This window comes from Serratia sp. N21D137, from assembly GCF_047530005.1.
GTDB lineage: Bacteria > Pseudomonadota > Gammaproteobacteria > Enterobacterales > Enterobacteriaceae > Chania > Chania fonticola_B.
The window spans coordinates 1-13,280 of the sequence record NZ_JBLJAJ010000014.1 but is presented as its reverse complement, the minus strand read 5'-3'; the positions used below and the strand labels follow the sequence as shown (position 1 = coordinate 13,280).

16 protein-coding genes are annotated in these 13,280 nt (G+C 54.3%); 7 read left to right on the top strand and 9 right to left on the bottom strand.

Annotated elements, in window-relative coordinates; genetic code table 11:
- Window positions 1–42 precede the first annotated feature (42 nt).
- The 3 genes from dtpD to ACMV5H_RS12880 are packed head-to-tail and all read left to right on the top strand — an operon-like array spanning window position 43 to window position 3,210.
- A complete protein-coding gene (gene dtpD / locus ACMV5H_RS12890) occupies window positions 43–1,503 on the top strand; it encodes a dipeptide permease DtpD (RefSeq protein ID WP_094983122.1) in 1,461 nt (486 codons plus the stop codon).
- 56 nt (window positions 1,504–1,559) lie between these two features.
- Window positions 1,560–2,885 carry a tRNA lysidine(34) synthetase TilS gene (tilS, locus tag ACMV5H_RS12885; protein ID WP_414821941.1) on the top strand — a complete coding sequence of 442 codons (1,326 nt, stop codon included), beginning with the start codon at window positions 1,560–1,562 and terminating at the stop codon, window positions 2,883–2,885.
- Window positions 2,886–2,895: 10 nt separating this feature from the next.
- Window positions 2,896–3,210: a c-type cytochrome gene (locus ACMV5H_RS12880; RefSeq protein ID WP_414821940.1), complete on the top strand. Its 315-nt coding sequence runs from the start codon at window positions 2,896–2,898 to the stop codon at window positions 3,208–3,210.
- Between the two features lie 51 nt (window positions 3,211–3,261).
- Here ACMV5H_RS12880 and rof read toward each other — a convergent pair whose 3' ends face one another.
- On the bottom strand, window positions 3,262–3,519 hold the full coding sequence (rof, locus tag ACMV5H_RS12875) for a Rho-binding antiterminator (protein ID WP_223499701.1): 258 nt from the start codon (window positions 3,517–3,519) through the stop codon (window positions 3,262–3,264).
- A complete protein-coding gene (locus ACMV5H_RS12870; RefSeq protein WP_024529521.1) occupies window positions 3,512–3,712 on the bottom strand; it encodes a YaeP family protein in 201 nt (66 codons plus the stop codon). Before ACMV5H_RS12870 ends, rof begins: the two co-directional genes overlap by 8 nt.
- A 214-nt stretch (window positions 3,713–3,926) precedes the next feature.
- On the opposite strand from ACMV5H_RS12870, the gene ACMV5H_RS12865 reads away from it, so the two are divergent.
- The 3 genes from ACMV5H_RS12865 to nlpE are packed head-to-tail and all read left to right on the top strand — an operon-like array spanning window position 3,927 to window position 5,620.
- A complete protein-coding gene (locus tag ACMV5H_RS12865) occupies window positions 3,927–4,475 on the top strand; it encodes a YaeQ family protein (protein WP_021806096.1) in 549 nt (182 codons plus the stop codon).
- Between the two features lie 3 nt (window positions 4,476–4,478).
- A complete protein-coding gene (gene arfB / locus ACMV5H_RS12860; RefSeq protein WP_414821939.1) occupies window positions 4,479–4,892 on the top strand; it encodes an alternative ribosome rescue aminoacyl-tRNA hydrolase ArfB in 414 nt (137 codons plus the stop codon).
- Between the two features lie 41 nt (window positions 4,893–4,933).
- Window positions 4,934–5,620: an envelope stress response activation lipoprotein NlpE gene (gene nlpE, locus ACMV5H_RS12855; protein ID WP_414821938.1), complete on the top strand. Its 687-nt coding sequence runs from the start codon at window positions 4,934–4,936 to the stop codon at window positions 5,618–5,620.
- Window positions 5,621–5,639: 19 nt separating this feature from the next.
- On the opposite strand, the gene ACMV5H_RS12850 is transcribed toward nlpE, so the two are convergent.
- From ACMV5H_RS12850 to metN, 7 genes are all read right to left on the bottom strand, one after another.
- Window positions 5,640–6,497: a YaeF family permuted papain-like enzyme gene (locus ACMV5H_RS12850; RefSeq protein ID WP_414821937.1), complete on the bottom strand. Its 858-nt coding sequence runs from the start codon at window positions 6,495–6,497 to the stop codon at window positions 5,640–5,642.
- Window positions 6,498–6,562: 65 nt separating this feature from the next.
- Complete coding sequence (gene proS, locus ACMV5H_RS12845) at window positions 6,563–8,281, bottom strand: proline--tRNA ligase (protein WP_414821936.1); 1,719 nt, start codon at window positions 8,279–8,281, stop codon at window positions 6,563–6,565.
- 121 nt (window positions 8,282–8,402) lie between these two features.
- A complete protein-coding gene (gene tsaA, locus ACMV5H_RS12840) occupies window positions 8,403–9,110 on the bottom strand; it encodes a tRNA (N6-threonylcarbamoyladenosine(37)-N6)-methyltransferase TrmO (RefSeq protein ID WP_021179939.1) in 708 nt (235 codons plus the stop codon).
- Entirely contained in the window at window positions 9,107–9,511 is a 405-nt protein-coding gene (gene rcsF, locus ACMV5H_RS12835) for an Rcs stress response system protein RcsF (protein ID WP_037375662.1), read from the bottom strand. The genes tsaA and rcsF overlap by 4 nt, the downstream gene beginning before the upstream one ends.
- A gap of 117 nt (window positions 9,512–9,628) precedes the next feature.
- Entirely contained in the window at window positions 9,629–10,444 is an 816-nt protein-coding gene (locus ACMV5H_RS12830) for a MetQ/NlpA family lipoprotein (RefSeq protein ID WP_179253206.1), read from the bottom strand.
- Between the two features lie 98 nt (window positions 10,445–10,542).
- Entirely contained in the window at window positions 10,543–11,196 is a 654-nt protein-coding gene (locus ACMV5H_RS12825; RefSeq protein ID WP_021179942.1) for a methionine ABC transporter permease MetI, read from the bottom strand.
- A complete protein-coding gene (gene metN, locus ACMV5H_RS12820) occupies window positions 11,189–12,220 on the bottom strand; it encodes a methionine ABC transporter ATP-binding protein MetN (RefSeq protein ID WP_021806092.1) in 1,032 nt (343 codons plus the stop codon). The genes ACMV5H_RS12825 and metN overlap by 8 nt, the downstream gene beginning before the upstream one ends.
- A 186-nt stretch (window positions 12,221–12,406) precedes the next feature.
- On the opposite strand from metN, the gene gmhB reads away from it, so the two are divergent.
- Window positions 12,407–12,970 carry a D-glycero-beta-D-manno-heptose 1,7-bisphosphate 7-phosphatase gene (gmhB, locus tag ACMV5H_RS12815; RefSeq protein WP_021179944.1) on the top strand — a complete coding sequence of 188 codons (564 nt, stop codon included), beginning with the start codon at window positions 12,407–12,409 and terminating at the stop codon, window positions 12,968–12,970.
- Window positions 12,971–13,280 lie beyond the last annotated feature (310 nt).

Genomic DNA, 13,280 nt, shown 5'->3' with positions numbered 1-13,280 from the left:
GCACAGACGCTTTCCCCTTGCTTATCCTGATGGGAGTACACCATGAAAACACCCTCACAGCCGCGCGCTATCTACTATGTCGTTGCAATCCAAATCTGGGAGTATTTTAGTTTTTACGGCATGCGCGCGTTACTGATCCTCTATCTGACCCACCAGTTAGGCTACTCCGATAGCCACGCCATCACCCTTTTCAGCGCTTATGCCTCTTTGGTTTATGTCACCCCCATTCTGGGCGGCCTGCTGGCCGATCGCCTGTTGGGTAACCGCGTCTCGGTGATTGCCGGGGCGGCCTTGATGACCGTGGGCCATATCGTATTGGGGCTGGGTTCGGTCTCTGCCAACTCTCTTTACCTGGCGCTGGGCATAATCATCTGCGGCTACGGCCTGTTTAAATCCAATATCAGCTGCCTGCTGGGAGAGCTGTATCAGGCGCAGGATCCACGGCGGGAAGGCGGGTTTTCTCTGCTGTATGCGGCGGGGAACGTTGGCTCTATCCTGGCTCCGATCGCCTGTGGGTTGGCCGCTGAACGTTATGGCTGGCACGTCGGCTTTGCGCTGGCGGGAATAGGGATGTTTGCCGGGCTGATGATCTTCCTGTCGGGAAGTAAACATTTTCGGCATACGCGCGGGGTGAATATCCCGCTGATACAGGCCACCACGCTACGCTTGCCGCATTGGTTCTGGCTGGTGGCTGGGGTGCTGTGTGCTCCGCTGTTTTTCGCGCTGTTGTTTATTCACAACTGGGCCGGCTATCTGCTTGGCGTAGTGTGCGCCGCTGCGGTGATGATCGTCATGCGTATCCTCTGGCGGGTGAGCGGTGAACAACGGCGGGCGTTATGGCAAATCATCATCTTGATGCTGCTGGGGACGCTGTTTTGGGCCTTTGCCCAACAGGGCGGCAGTTCGATCAGCCTGTTTATCGATCACTTTGTCGACCGGCAATGGTTCTCCTGGTCGGTACCTACGGCGCTGTTCCAGTCGGTAAACGCCTTTGCGGTCATGCTGGGCGGCGTACTGCTGGCCTGGCTGATGCGTAGCAGCCAGGGAAACGCTCAGACGGTGCGCATTTGGTGCAAGTTTGCCTTTGGCCTGCTGTTGATTGCGGTGGGCTTTATGCTGATGGCGCTAAATGCGCGCTGGGGGGAACTGCATGGCCAGGCCTCGATGGGGATGATGGTGGCCGGGCTGGCGGTGATGGGATTTGCCGAACTGTTTATCGATCCGGTGGCGATGGCCCAAATCACCCGGTTGGATATTCCTGGCGTCACCGGCGTGTTGACCGGTATTTATATGCTGGCGACCGGCTCGGTGGCTAATTATCTCGCGGGCCTGATTGCCAACCAGACCACCGAAAGCCAACTGGGTAATGCGATGATCGAAGCTTATGGCAAGGTTTTCACCCAGATAGGCTGGGGAGCCGCAGGCTGCGCCGCCTTGGTGCTGGCGGCTCTGGGACTGTGGTGGGGAATGACTCGGCGCAATGATAGCGCGGTTAATGCTTGATTGATGGCGGTGGGCTGGTTAACGTGCAGCTATGTAGATGTCACTAAGCTCAATTGATGAAGACCCACCACCTCCTGACACAGATTGCCGACCATCTAGGGGCTGAGCGCCAACTGCTGCTGGCGTTCAGCGGCGGCCTGGATTCCAGCGTGCTGTTGCATCTGCTGATGCTGTTGCGCCAGCAGCAACCGGACATTGCCCTGCGCGCGGTGCATGTCCACCATGGCCTGAGCCGTTTTGCCGACGATTGGGTGGCCCATTGCCAGCAGCAATGCGAACGCTGGCAGGTGCCGCTGGTGGTGCAACATGTGCAGCTTGAGGGACGGCCAGGGGGCATTGAAGCCGCTGCCCGTTTGGCCCGCTACGCCGCCTTCGCAGAAACGTTGACCACAGACGAGACTTTGCTGACGGCGCAGCATCTTGACGATCAATGTGAAACCTTCTTGCTGGCCTTAAAACGGGGCAGCGGCCCTGCGGGGCTGTCTGCCATGGCGGCACAAACCCGTTTGGGGAACAATCTCTTGTTACGGCCGCTGTTGGGGATCTCGCGCCAGCAGTTGGAGGCCTACGCACACCAACATCAACTGCAGTGGATCGAGGATGACAGCAATCAGGATCCCCGCTTCGATCGCAACTTCTTACGTCTGAACGTTCTGCCGATAGTGAATCAACGTTGGCCTCATTTTGCTGCCGCCACCGCCCGCAGCGCTGAATTATGTGCCGAGCAGGAGCAACTGCTGAATGAGCTGCTGGCCGAGCAATTGGCCCAACTGCTGGATGGCGAAAACTCGCTTGCTATCGCCGAATTGGCTACCTGTTCTGCGGCCAGGCGCTATGCTTTGCTACGGCGCTGGATTGGGCTGTTTGGCGTCACCATGCCCGCGCGAGATGGCTTGCATCGGCTATGGCAGGAAGTAGCGTTAAGCCGGGAAGATGCCGAACCACAGTTGCAACTCGGGAACTACCAGATCCGCCGTTTTCGTCAGCGCTTGTACCTGCTACCGCTGATGGCTGATCTGAGAGGCACACAATTGCCCTGGCCTGACGAGGCTCCACTGGTGTTACCCGACGAGCTGGGTACTCTGTACGTGGGAGTAGGTGAATGCCAGGTACGGGCTCCTTCAGAGCATGAGTCGGTCAGCGTGCGCTTTACCGCCAAGGGCAGGGCGCGGATTGTTGGCCGTGCCGGTTCACGTCCGATAAAAAAACTGTGGCAAGAGTTGGCTATTCCACCGTGGCAGCGTGAACGTATCCCGTTGCTCTACTATGATGAGCAGTTAATCGCTGCCGTGGGCGTATTTATTACTGAGGAAGGGCAAGCGTCTGCGGGGCAACCGGCCTGGCGGCTTGGCTGGAAAAAAAATAATAACAATCTGCTGTGAGGAGTGGGTAATGAAATTGGTGAGCTTGATGGTAGTGATGGCCAGCGTGCTGAGTTTTTCCGCCATGGCGGCGGGTGATGCGGCGGCAGGGAAGAATAAATCGGCCAGCTGCATGGCTTGCCACGGCGCGGAAGGCAAGGTTTCGGTACCAATGTATCCGAACCTGGCCGGGCAGAATCAGATGTACCTCGAGCACTCTTTGCAAGCTTACAAGAAAGGAGATCGCTCTGGCGGGCAGGCTGAAGTGATGAAGGCCTATGTCTCGGGTCTGTCGGATGAGGATATTGCCGACCTGGCGGCCTATTACGCCAGCCTGAAGCCTTAAATGACGAGGGCAGCCCGTGGGCTGCCCTGTGGAGATGGCGTTACCGCAAAGTCAGTCTGACAGGCTGACAACCACGGTACCGATTTCCGGATGACTGAAACTGAGGATGTGATCCAGACGCAAGCTGAGAGCACTACCGGCCTGATCGACAATCAGGTACTCAACGCCCTTGGTAAATTTCAACTCGGTGGCAATGCCTTCGAACTTCTCTCCGTCGCGTAACTCTAGCTTCAGAATGTAGTTATGCTGACAGGCGAGTTCCAGGCTTTCATAGTCATCGCAATTGATGGATTGGTACTCATCATTCATCAACATGGTCGCTCACCAATAAGTTAGCGGCGGCAAATGCCGCCTGTTCCCTAACGGAGGACGGTAGCTCGCTATTCGCGGCAACCTCGTCCAATGCCTTTAACACACATGCTAGTGCATCCGGCACGTAGCCTAGATCTCCACTGCCGATCTGAGCGTAAAAACGTCGTACTAACTCACAGTATTGTTGCACAATGGCCTCCCTTTAGGATCTCTGCATTATTGCCACGCAGGCTGCAACAAGGCACAGACACTCGGGGTTAAATCCTATCTAAAGGACTATAGCACAGGTGTTAGGGAGTTATTAGCTCCTCTTTTTGGGCATTAGTCCACTTCTGGCGCTCCCCGTGCTGGCTGCGGGCTGCCCTGATCAAGTACAATGTGGCCTGTTAATAAAGAGGTTACCCATGGCGCTGAAAGCAACAATTTACAAAGCCACGCTCAATATCGCTGATATGGACCGTCACTTTTACTTTGATACCACACTCACCCTGGCCCAGCATCCTTCAGAAACCGAACAGCGCATGATGCTGCGCCTGCTGGCCTGGATCTGCCATGCCGATGAACGCCTGGTGTTTACCAAAGGCCTGAGTGCGGAAGACGAGCCGGAAATCTGGCGGCGCAACGACCATAACGGGCTGGAGATGTGGATAGAGCTGGGGCTGCCGGACGAGAAACGCATCAAGAAAGCCTGCAATCAGTCACCTCGGGTGGTGCTTTACGCCTATGGCGATCGCGCCGGGCATGTCTGGTGGCAGTCTATGCAGAGCAAAGTTGCCAACCACAAGAACTTGAGCATTCGCTTTCTCGATGATGAACAACTGTCCCGCTTGACCGCGTTAGCCAGCCGCAATATGACGCTACAGGCCACGCTGCAGGAAGGTACCATCTGGCTGTCAGACCTTCAGAATAGTCTGGAAATTCAATTTGCCGAATGGCAGCAGGCGCAGGTATAACCGGTGCTGGAACTGTCAAGAAACGTAGCCATACCGGACAACGAAATAGAATTAACGGCGATCCGCGCGCAGGGTGCGGGTGGCCAGCATGTGAACAAAACCTCAACGGCGATCCATTTGCGCTTTGACATCCGGGCGTCCAGCCTGCCAGAGTACTATAAAGAACGGCTGCTGGCGCTTAATCATCATTTAGTGACCGGTGAAGGGGTGGTGATTATCAAAGCGCAGGAATATCGCAGCCAGGAAATGAATCGTGAAGCGGCACTGGCCCGGCTGGTGGCGCTGATCCAGCAGGCGATGGTGGTCGAAAAGACGCGCAGGGCAACCAAACCCAGCAAAGGGGCCAAATTACGCCGTCTTGAAGGCAAGGTGCGCAAAGGTGCCACCAAGGCACTGCGCGGCAAGGTTCAGCCTTAACCTACGCCGTGGATATCAATGGATGACAACAGGAGAATAACTTGAAGCAAATAACTATCGCCCTGTTTTTAGCGGCAGGAGCCCTTTCATTGCTGGGATGTAACAATCAATACCAGCCAAAAGAACAAGCGCTTCAGCCGATGCAGCAGAGCTATCAGGGCTTATTGCCTTGTGCGGATTGTACTGGGTTGGACACTTCGCTGTTCCTCGATGAGGACGGCACCTTTGTTTTGCAGGAAACCTATCGCGGCGCTAATGATGGCGATCGAACCTTTGCCAGCTACGGCACATGGGCGCGTACGGCAGACAAGCTGGTGCTGACCGAGAGCAATGGTGAAAAACGTTATTTCCATCCGGAAGGCAAGCAATTGAGAATGCTGGACCGCAGTGGAGCACCGATTGTCTCTCAGCTTAATTATGTGCTGTCGCCGGTGACCAAAGCCTTGCCGAAAACGCCGATGCCGTTGACCGGGTTGTATACCTATATGGCCGACGCGGCGGTATTCCAGGATTGTGCCACCGGCAAAACCTTCCCGGTAGCGAATAATATCGCGCTGGAGCAGGGCTATCTGAAAGCTCAACGGGCGCCGGGCGAACCGGTATTCCTGATGTTGAACGGGCATTTCAGCGTGCAGCCTTCCATGGAGGAAGGGCAGATGCAAAAAGCGCTGATCCCGGAGCCGGGTGGCAAGATCGCTTTCGACAATAACAAGAGCTGCGCTAATTAATCAACGAATTATGGCCTCATCATTTGATGATGGGGTCGTTATTGTTGTCCGTTGCAGATGTCAGTGTGGGCTGGTTTTTAGCTAACGCCCGGGAACGTAAATAGATCCCCGGCTTGATATGACCAACGTAAACCAGCGCTTTGCTAGGTGCCAGCGTGGCAATATCCCCTTCGCGCATATGCAGTAAATCGCCCGGGCTGACCCAGCCAGGAGCGGCCAACGTCAACGGATGCCCGGCGTTTTCAAACGCGGCAATCACAAACTCCGAACAAAAATAGGACGACTCTGTGCCGGTCGGTGCCTTGAGCTGGGCTGCGGCCAAGCCTTGTACACATTGCTGGCGGAAATCGGCAGAGAAGGGGTTCAGTGAACACAGTTGCTTGGTCATCATAAAGGGCACCATCTCGGCAATACCCAGATAGTTATACCGGCTGCCGGCCTTTTGGCTGGCGAATTGGCGGATCTGGCTAGCCTGCTCCGGTGTCAGATCGGGGATGCGCAAAGCAAACATCTTGTCGCTATGGGTCAGTGCGTCTTTCAGGCTGATAATCTGCACGCCTTCCCCTACCGCTTCGGCAACCTGGCCTTCACCAATATACACGGCAACATGGCTGACTGACGAAGTACTCAAGATACGGATCCCGAGTGATTTCAAACCAATCGTTGAGGAGAACAGCAGGTCACCCTCTTGCAGGTCGGCCTGATTGATTTCGCGCAGCGTTTTTCCTGGGGCGGAGCTTAACGATTGGAACTGAACGTTGACGGGATTGATGGAGTGTTTTTCACGGTCGGATATGCCTACGTTCATCGTGCAACCGGTCAAAAACACCGAAAGCAAAGCATACAGGCAGGTAGCCGAGGGGCTGCGTAATGGCATAAGTTAATCCTTTAACAACAATATCCATTAATAAAGCCCCCCATCTGGGGGGCTTGGTCTATCAATTAACGTTGGATCTGGCCCAGCAGGAAATCAACGATTTCGCTGGTTTTGATCATCTGCTTCTCGCCAACACGGCGATTTTTATACTCAATCTCTTCGCTGTCGAGGTTACGATCGCCAATCACGATGGAGTGAGGCACGCCGATCAGTTCCATATCGGCAAACATCACGCCTGGGCGCTCTTTACGATCGTCGAGGATCACGTCGATGCCATGCGAACGCAGGGTATCGTACAGTTCCTCAGCCAGAGCCTGCACGCGGAATGATTTGTGCATGTTCATTGGCAGAATAGCTACCTGGAACGGGGCAATCGCGTCTGGCCAGATAATGCCACGGTCATCGTGATTCTGTTCGATGGCAGCAGCTACCACGCGCGTCACACCGATGCCGTAGCAACCCATGGTCAGCACCTGATTACGGCCATCTTCACCCTGTACGGTGGCTTTCATCGCTTCCGAGTACTTGGTACCCAGTTGGAAGATGTGGCCCACTTCGATACCGCGCTTGATCAGCAGCGTACCTTTACCATCTGGACTGGCATCGCCTTCCACCACGTTACGGATATCGGCGCTCTGTGGCAGCGGCAGATCACGCTCCCAGTTGATGCCAAAGTAGTGTTTGCCATCGATGTTAGCACCCGCGCCAAAGTCACTCATGGCCGCTACGCTGCGATCGACAACCACAGGGATCGGCAGGTTGACTGGACCAAGGGAGCCAGGGCCTGCGCCGACGATTGCACGGATTTCTTCTTCCGTGGCGAAAGTCAGTGGAGCCGCGACCTGTGGCAGTTTCTCGGCCTTGATTTCATTCAGCTCGTGATCGCCGCGCACCAGCAGGGCAACCAGCTTGTGGCCACTCTCTTCACGGGCGTGCACCATCAAGGTTTTCACCGTTTTCTCTACTGGCAGTTGGAATTGCTCTACCAGCTCGGCGATGGTTTTGGCGTTCGGCGTATCGATTATGCGCAGTTCTTCGGTTGCCGCAGCACGTGGCTGAGCAGGGGCAACCGCTTCGGCCAGCTCGATGTTGGCAGCATAGTCGGAACCGGTTGAGAACACGATATCGTCTTCGCCGCTGTCTGCCAGCACCTGGAACTCATGTGAAGCGCTACCGCCGATAGAACCGGTATCGGCCAGCACCGGACGGAAATCCAAGCCCATGCGGTTGAAGATCTTGCTGTAGGCCTCGTACATTGCGTCGTAGGTGACCTGCAAGGATTCCTGGGTGGTGTGGAAGGAATAAGCGTCCTTCATCAGGAATTCACGCGAACGCATTACGCCAAAACGTGGGCGAACCTCGTCACGGAATTTGGTCTGGATCTGGAAGAAGTTCAGCGGCAGCTGCTTGTAGGAGCTGATTTCGTTGCGGATCAGATCGGTGATCACTTCTTCATGGGTTGGACCAAGTACAAACGGACGTTCGCCGCGATCGACAAAGCGCAGCAATTCCGGGCCATACTGCTCCCAGCGGCCGCTTTCCAGCCAGAGGTCTGCGGGCTGAACGACCGGCATGGAAACTTCGATCGCGTTAGCATTGTTCATTTCTTCGCGAACGATGTTTTCAACCTTCTTCAGAACGCGCAGGCCGGTCGGCAACCAGGTGTAAAGACCGGAGGCCAGCTTGCGGATCATCCCGGCGCGTAGCATCAGCTGGTGGCTGATCACTTCGGCGTCGGCAGGTGTCTCCTTCAGTGTGGAGAGCAGATATTGGCTTGTACGCATGGTGTTTTGGTTCCGTTAGAACTGCAAATTGCATCGGGCTGCCAGGGTTGGCCGCCAAAATTTTCAAAAGTGGCTTAGTTTACCAGCGCAAGCCGGTTGTCAAAAGAGAGCGGGCGGAATTTTAACGGGCGTCGAGCGACAACACTTCGCTTTGACTATCAACGATCCGCCAGCGCACGTTGAACTCCAACAACCATACCGCATATTCGCGCCCGCTGGCTTCTTCTTTTCGATAGGCGGGGCGAGGATCTTGCGCCAGAACCTGAGTGATAAAACGGCGCAGGTTGGGGTAGCGCCGCACATGTTGCTGCAGCTGTTGTTCCGCTTCGGGCGAGAAATACACCGGCATATCACCGGCCGGAGCCGCCTGAGCAAACCCGGCCCGCGCTTGCGGATGGCTTTCGGCAAACGGCAAATAAGGTTTGATATCGACCACCGGCGTACCGTCAACCAAATCCAGGCTGCCCAGCTCCAGTACCACCTCGCCCCCTTGAGTCCGTATGCCTTTCAGTTCGATCAAGGACATACCCAACGGGTTTGGGCGAAAGGTCGAACGGGTGGCGAACACGCCCATACGCGCATTGCCGCCCAGACGAGGAGGCCGCACGGTAGGACGCCAGCCTCCTTCCATGGTTTGATGAAACACAAACATCACCCACAGATGGCTGAACTCGCTGAGGCCACGTACCGCTTCGGGCTGATTGTAAGGCGGCAACAGCACCAGTTCACCGCCGCCGTCTTCAACTAGCCCTGGCTGACGGGGAACCGCGAATTTCTCTTTATACGGAGAACGGATGGTGCCGATCTGCTCAAAAACAAATTCGGTCATTTGGCTGAGACGTTAAGCGCAGAGCCTTGACAGATGGCCTGCTGGTAACAACCGGCGACGCCGCTGACAATCTGACAGTCATGCAGTAGCACCGCATTGGCCTTCATGTAGGAGGCTCGGGTCTGCATACGCTTACGTGCGGTATTCAGATTTGGCGGAGAGTCCTGAACCGTGGTCTGACAGGATTCGCCAGAAACCTCACCTAAATCGCGGAAAGGTTTGCCGACCAGTTCTTCTGCACTCTTGTACAGTTTTACCGGGGCCGGGCGGGCTGCTGGGGGGGCTTTTACCGGAGCGGGAGCGGCCGTAGTTGTTGTGCTGTTTGTTGTGGATGGAGCCGTGTGCTGCGTTGAGCATCCAGTCAGCGCGAGCGCTAACAAACAGAGAGGTAAAACACGCATTGAGAGTCCCTGCCATTTTATAATCAAAGTGGCGCTATTGAAGCAATCTCTGGCACAAATAACAAGACGGGCCGTAGCCCGTCTTGCAATTATCGGAATAAAATGGCTAAGGAATGATTACCAGCCTTTTACTGCGCCACCGTTAAAGATCTTGTTGGCTGCTTCGTTAACTTCGTCAGACTGGTAAGCCTGAACGAATTTCTTCACGTTTTCCGCGTCTTTGTTATCTTCACGGGCAACCATGATGTTGACGTAAGGTGAGTCTTTATCTTCAACAAACAGACCGTCTTTGGCTGGCGTCAAACCAATCTGGCTGGCGTAAGTGGTGTTGATGATGGCCAGAGCGATTTGCTGATCGTCCAGTGAACGTGGCAGCTGTGGTGCTTCCAGTTCAACCAGCTTCAGGTTTTTCGGGTTCTCGGTCACATCCAGCACGGTTGGCAGCAGGCCAACACCGTCTTTCAGCTTGATCAGACCCTGTTTTTGCAGCAGCAACAGTGAACGGCCCAGGTTGGTGGGATCGTTAGGCAGTGCTACCTGTGAACCATCTTGCAGCTCATCAATGGATTTGATCTTTTTGGAGTAACCGGCGATCGGGTACACGAAGGTGTTACCCACCGTAACCAGCTTATAACCACGATCCTTGATCTGCTGATCCAGGTAAGGCTTGTGCTGGAAGGCGTTGACATCGATATCGCCTTTGCTCAGGGCTTCGTTTGGCAACACGTAGTCGTTGAAGGTGACCAGCTCAACGTCCAGGCCATACTTATCTTTTGCTACTTTTTGTGCCACTTCAGCTACTTGCTGTTCAGCACCAACAATAACACCCACTTTGATATGGTTTGGATCTTTTTCATCCTGGCCACAACCGGCCAGAGCCAGAGTACCGATCAGTGCGCCGATTGTTACGATGGATTTAAACTTTAACGACATATCCCTTCCTCAATTAGACTCGCATATGAAATACGCCTTACTCTTTATCCTGCCAGATGCAGCAAAGCTATCGAGTAGATGTCAGCGCGTGGGTAAAACTATTTGTGGGTAACGGCCTTCACGATACGGTCGCCACCAAACTGGATCAGATACACCAGCACCACCAGTAATATTAATACCGTATTCATCACGGTAGCGTTATAACCAATATAACCATACTGATAACCAATTTGACCTAAGCCACCGGCACCGACGGCACCGCCCATTGCAGAATAGCCCACCAGGGTGATCAGCGTGATGGTAGCGGCATTCACCAAACCTGGCAGCGCTTCAGGCAGCAGCACTTTGGTGATGATTTGCATTGGGGTCGCACCCATGGCACGAGCAGCTTCAACCAGACCTGACGGAATTTCCAACAGGGCGTTTTCTACCATACGGGCAATAAAGGGAGCGGCGCCCACGGTCAGTGGAACGATAGCTGCCTGCAAACCGATAGAGGTGCCAACGATCATGCGAGTGAACGGGATCATCCAGACCAGCAGGATAATGAACGGGATGGAACGGAAAATGTTCACCAACCCGGACAACACCTTATAGACGGTATTGTTGGCAATGATTTGTCCAGGGCGGGTCACATATAACAGTACGCCAACCGGTAAGCCAAGAACAAAGCCAAAGAAGCCGGAGACAAAGGTCATCGTAACGGTTTCCCACACGCCACGCGCCATTAACCACATCATTGCCTCAGACATAACCCAGAACCTCTACTTTTACCTGATTTTCTTGTAGGAACTTAATCGTTGCCTGTGCATCTTCATCGGAGCCGTGCAGTTCAGCCAGCATCACGCCGAACTTTACGCCGCCAGCGTAATCCATCTGTGCGCTGATAATATTGTTGTTCACGTTAAAGCGACGAGCCGCTTCTGACAGTAACGGTGCATCGACCGAGCGGCCGGTAAACTCCAGGCGTAACAGCGGTTGACGGCCTCCGGTACGCTCAGGTACCAGACGTGCGGCATAATCATCCGGAATATCCAGATGCAGCGTAGCCTGGATAAACTGCTGTGCCAGCGGCGTCTTGGGATGGGAGAACACTTCGCTAACGCTATCTTTCTCAATCAATTGACCTTGGCTGATAACCGCGACCTGATCGCAGATACGTTTCACTACGTCCATTTCATGGGTGATCAGCAGGATGGTCAGCCCCAGACGGCGGTTGATATCTTTCAGCAGTTCAAGAATGGAGCGGGTGGTGGCAGGGTCCAGCGCACTGGTCGCTTCGTCGCACAACAGCACTTTAGGATTGCTAGCCAGCGCACGGGCGATGGCCACACGCTGCTTTTGGCCGCCTGACAGATTGGCAGGGTAGGCATCGTGCTTATCCGACAGACCAACCAGCTCCAGCAGTTCGACCACGCGTTTTTTGATTTCCGCGCGTGGGGTGTTGTCCAGCTCCAACGGCAGGGCAACGTTACCGAAGACCGTACGTGAAGAAAGCAGGTTAAAGTGTTGGAAGATCATGCCAATCTGGCGGCGTGCGCGCGTCAGCTCACCTTCAGACAGGGAGGTCAGATCCTGGCCATCAACCAGAACGGTACCTGACGTTGGGCGCTCAAGCATGTTGGCGCAGCGGATCAGCGTACTCTTACCGGCGCCTGAGGCACCGATGACGCCATAAATCTGTCCGGCAGGAACGTGAAGAGTCACGTCAGAGAGTGCGCTAATGGAACGCGACCCCTGCTGGAACACTTTGGTGATGTTGGAAAGTTTAATCATATTCTTCTTATTTTTAGCTTGGTTGCCGTGGCCTAATAAAGAGAGACCTTGATCAGCGCCAAGGTCTGGATCAGATGTTAAGGCGTCTAGACGTCCAAGTCAACGTTAACGCTATTCTTCATCATTCTCAGTCTCGGCGAAAACATGCGATACTGTGGCGGTTTTCAGGCTTTCAGGAGCATACCGGTGACACAACGCGTTCCAGCAATTTTCTTAGATCGTGACGGCACGATTAATATCGATCATGGCTACGTCCATGAAATAGATGATTTCCAGTTTATCGATGGCGTGATTGACGCCTGCCGTGAACTGAAAAGTATGGGCTTCGCACTGGTGCTGGTCACCAACCAGTCTGGCATTGCCCGTGGTAAATTCAGCGAAGACCAGTTTATGCGTCTGACAGAATGGATGGACTGGTCGATGGCTGACCGCGACGTCGATCTGGACGGCATCTATTTCTGCCCACATCATCCCGAAGCAGTAATAGAAGAGTATCGCCAGGTTTGTGATTGCCGCAAACCGCAGCCGGGCATGTTGTTGCAGGCGCAGAAAGAACTGAACATCGATTTGGCCGCTTCTTATATGGTTGGCGACAAAATCGAGGATATGCAGGCGGCCGCAGCTGCAGGGGTAGGCACTAAAGTGTTGGTGCGCACCGGCAAGCCAGTGACTGAAGAAGGTGAGAAAGCGGCGGATTGGGTACTAAACAGCCTGCAAGAGCTGCCGGCAGCGATTAAAAAGCGGGTTTAAGCAGCGTTATGCATGAATAGTGAGCGGTCGGAAGAAAAGTGCATATTATCCCTTGTCATTCTGAACCAGCTCCCTATAATGCGCCTCCATCGACACGGAACATGTGAACAACTTCACAGAGTCTCCGGGGGGCGCAGAGAAAAAACCTGAAATTAAGGTTGACTCTGAAAGAGGAAAGCGTAATATACGCCACCTCGAGTTAGCAAGCGAAAGCGCGTAACTCACTGCTCTTTAACAATTTATCAGACAATCTGTGTGGGCACTCACAAGACGATATCCAGCTACTTCGGTAGCAAAAAAATATCAAGTC

Bases quoted from the DNA above. Each gene is read 5' to 3' on its own strand.
- dtpD (WP_094983122.1), top strand. From the start codon at position 43: ATGAAAACACCCTCACAGCCGCGCGCTATCTACTATGTCGTTGCAATC.
- tilS (WP_414821941.1), top strand. From the start codon at position 1,560: ATGAAGACCCACCACCTCCTGACACAGATTGCCGACCATCTAGGGGCT.
- ACMV5H_RS12880 (WP_414821940.1), top strand. From the start codon at position 2,896: ATGAAATTGGTGAGCTTGATGGTAGTGATGGCCAGCGTGCTGAGTTTT.
- rof (WP_223499701.1), bottom strand. From the start codon at position 3,519: ATGAATGATGAGTACCAATCCATCAATTGCGATGACTATGAAAGCCTG.
- ACMV5H_RS12865 (WP_021806096.1), top strand. From the start codon at position 3,927: ATGGCGCTGAAAGCAACAATTTACAAAGCCACGCTCAATATCGCTGAT.
- ACMV5H_RS12850 (WP_414821937.1), bottom strand. From the start codon at position 6,497: ATGCCATTACGCAGCCCCTCGGCTACCTGCCTGTATGCTTTGCTTTCG.
- proS (WP_414821936.1), bottom strand. From the start codon at position 8,281: ATGCGTACAAGCCAATATCTGCTCTCCACACTGAAGGAGACACCTGCC.
- tsaA (WP_021179939.1), bottom strand. From the start codon at position 9,110: ATGACCGAATTTGTTTTTGAGCAGATCGGCACCATCCGTTCTCCGTAT.
- rcsF (WP_037375662.1), bottom strand. From the start codon at position 9,511: ATGCGTGTTTTACCTCTCTGTTTGTTAGCGCTCGCGCTGACTGGATGC.
- ACMV5H_RS12830 (WP_179253206.1), bottom strand. From the start codon at position 10,444: ATGTCGTTAAAGTTTAAATCCATCGTAACAATCGGCGCACTGATCGGT.
- ACMV5H_RS12825 (WP_021179942.1), bottom strand. From the start codon at position 11,196: ATGTCTGAGGCAATGATGTGGTTAATGGCGCGTGGCGTGTGGGAAACC.
- metN (WP_021806092.1), bottom strand. From the start codon at position 12,220: ATGATTAAACTTTCCAACATCACCAAAGTGTTCCAGCAGGGGTCGCGT.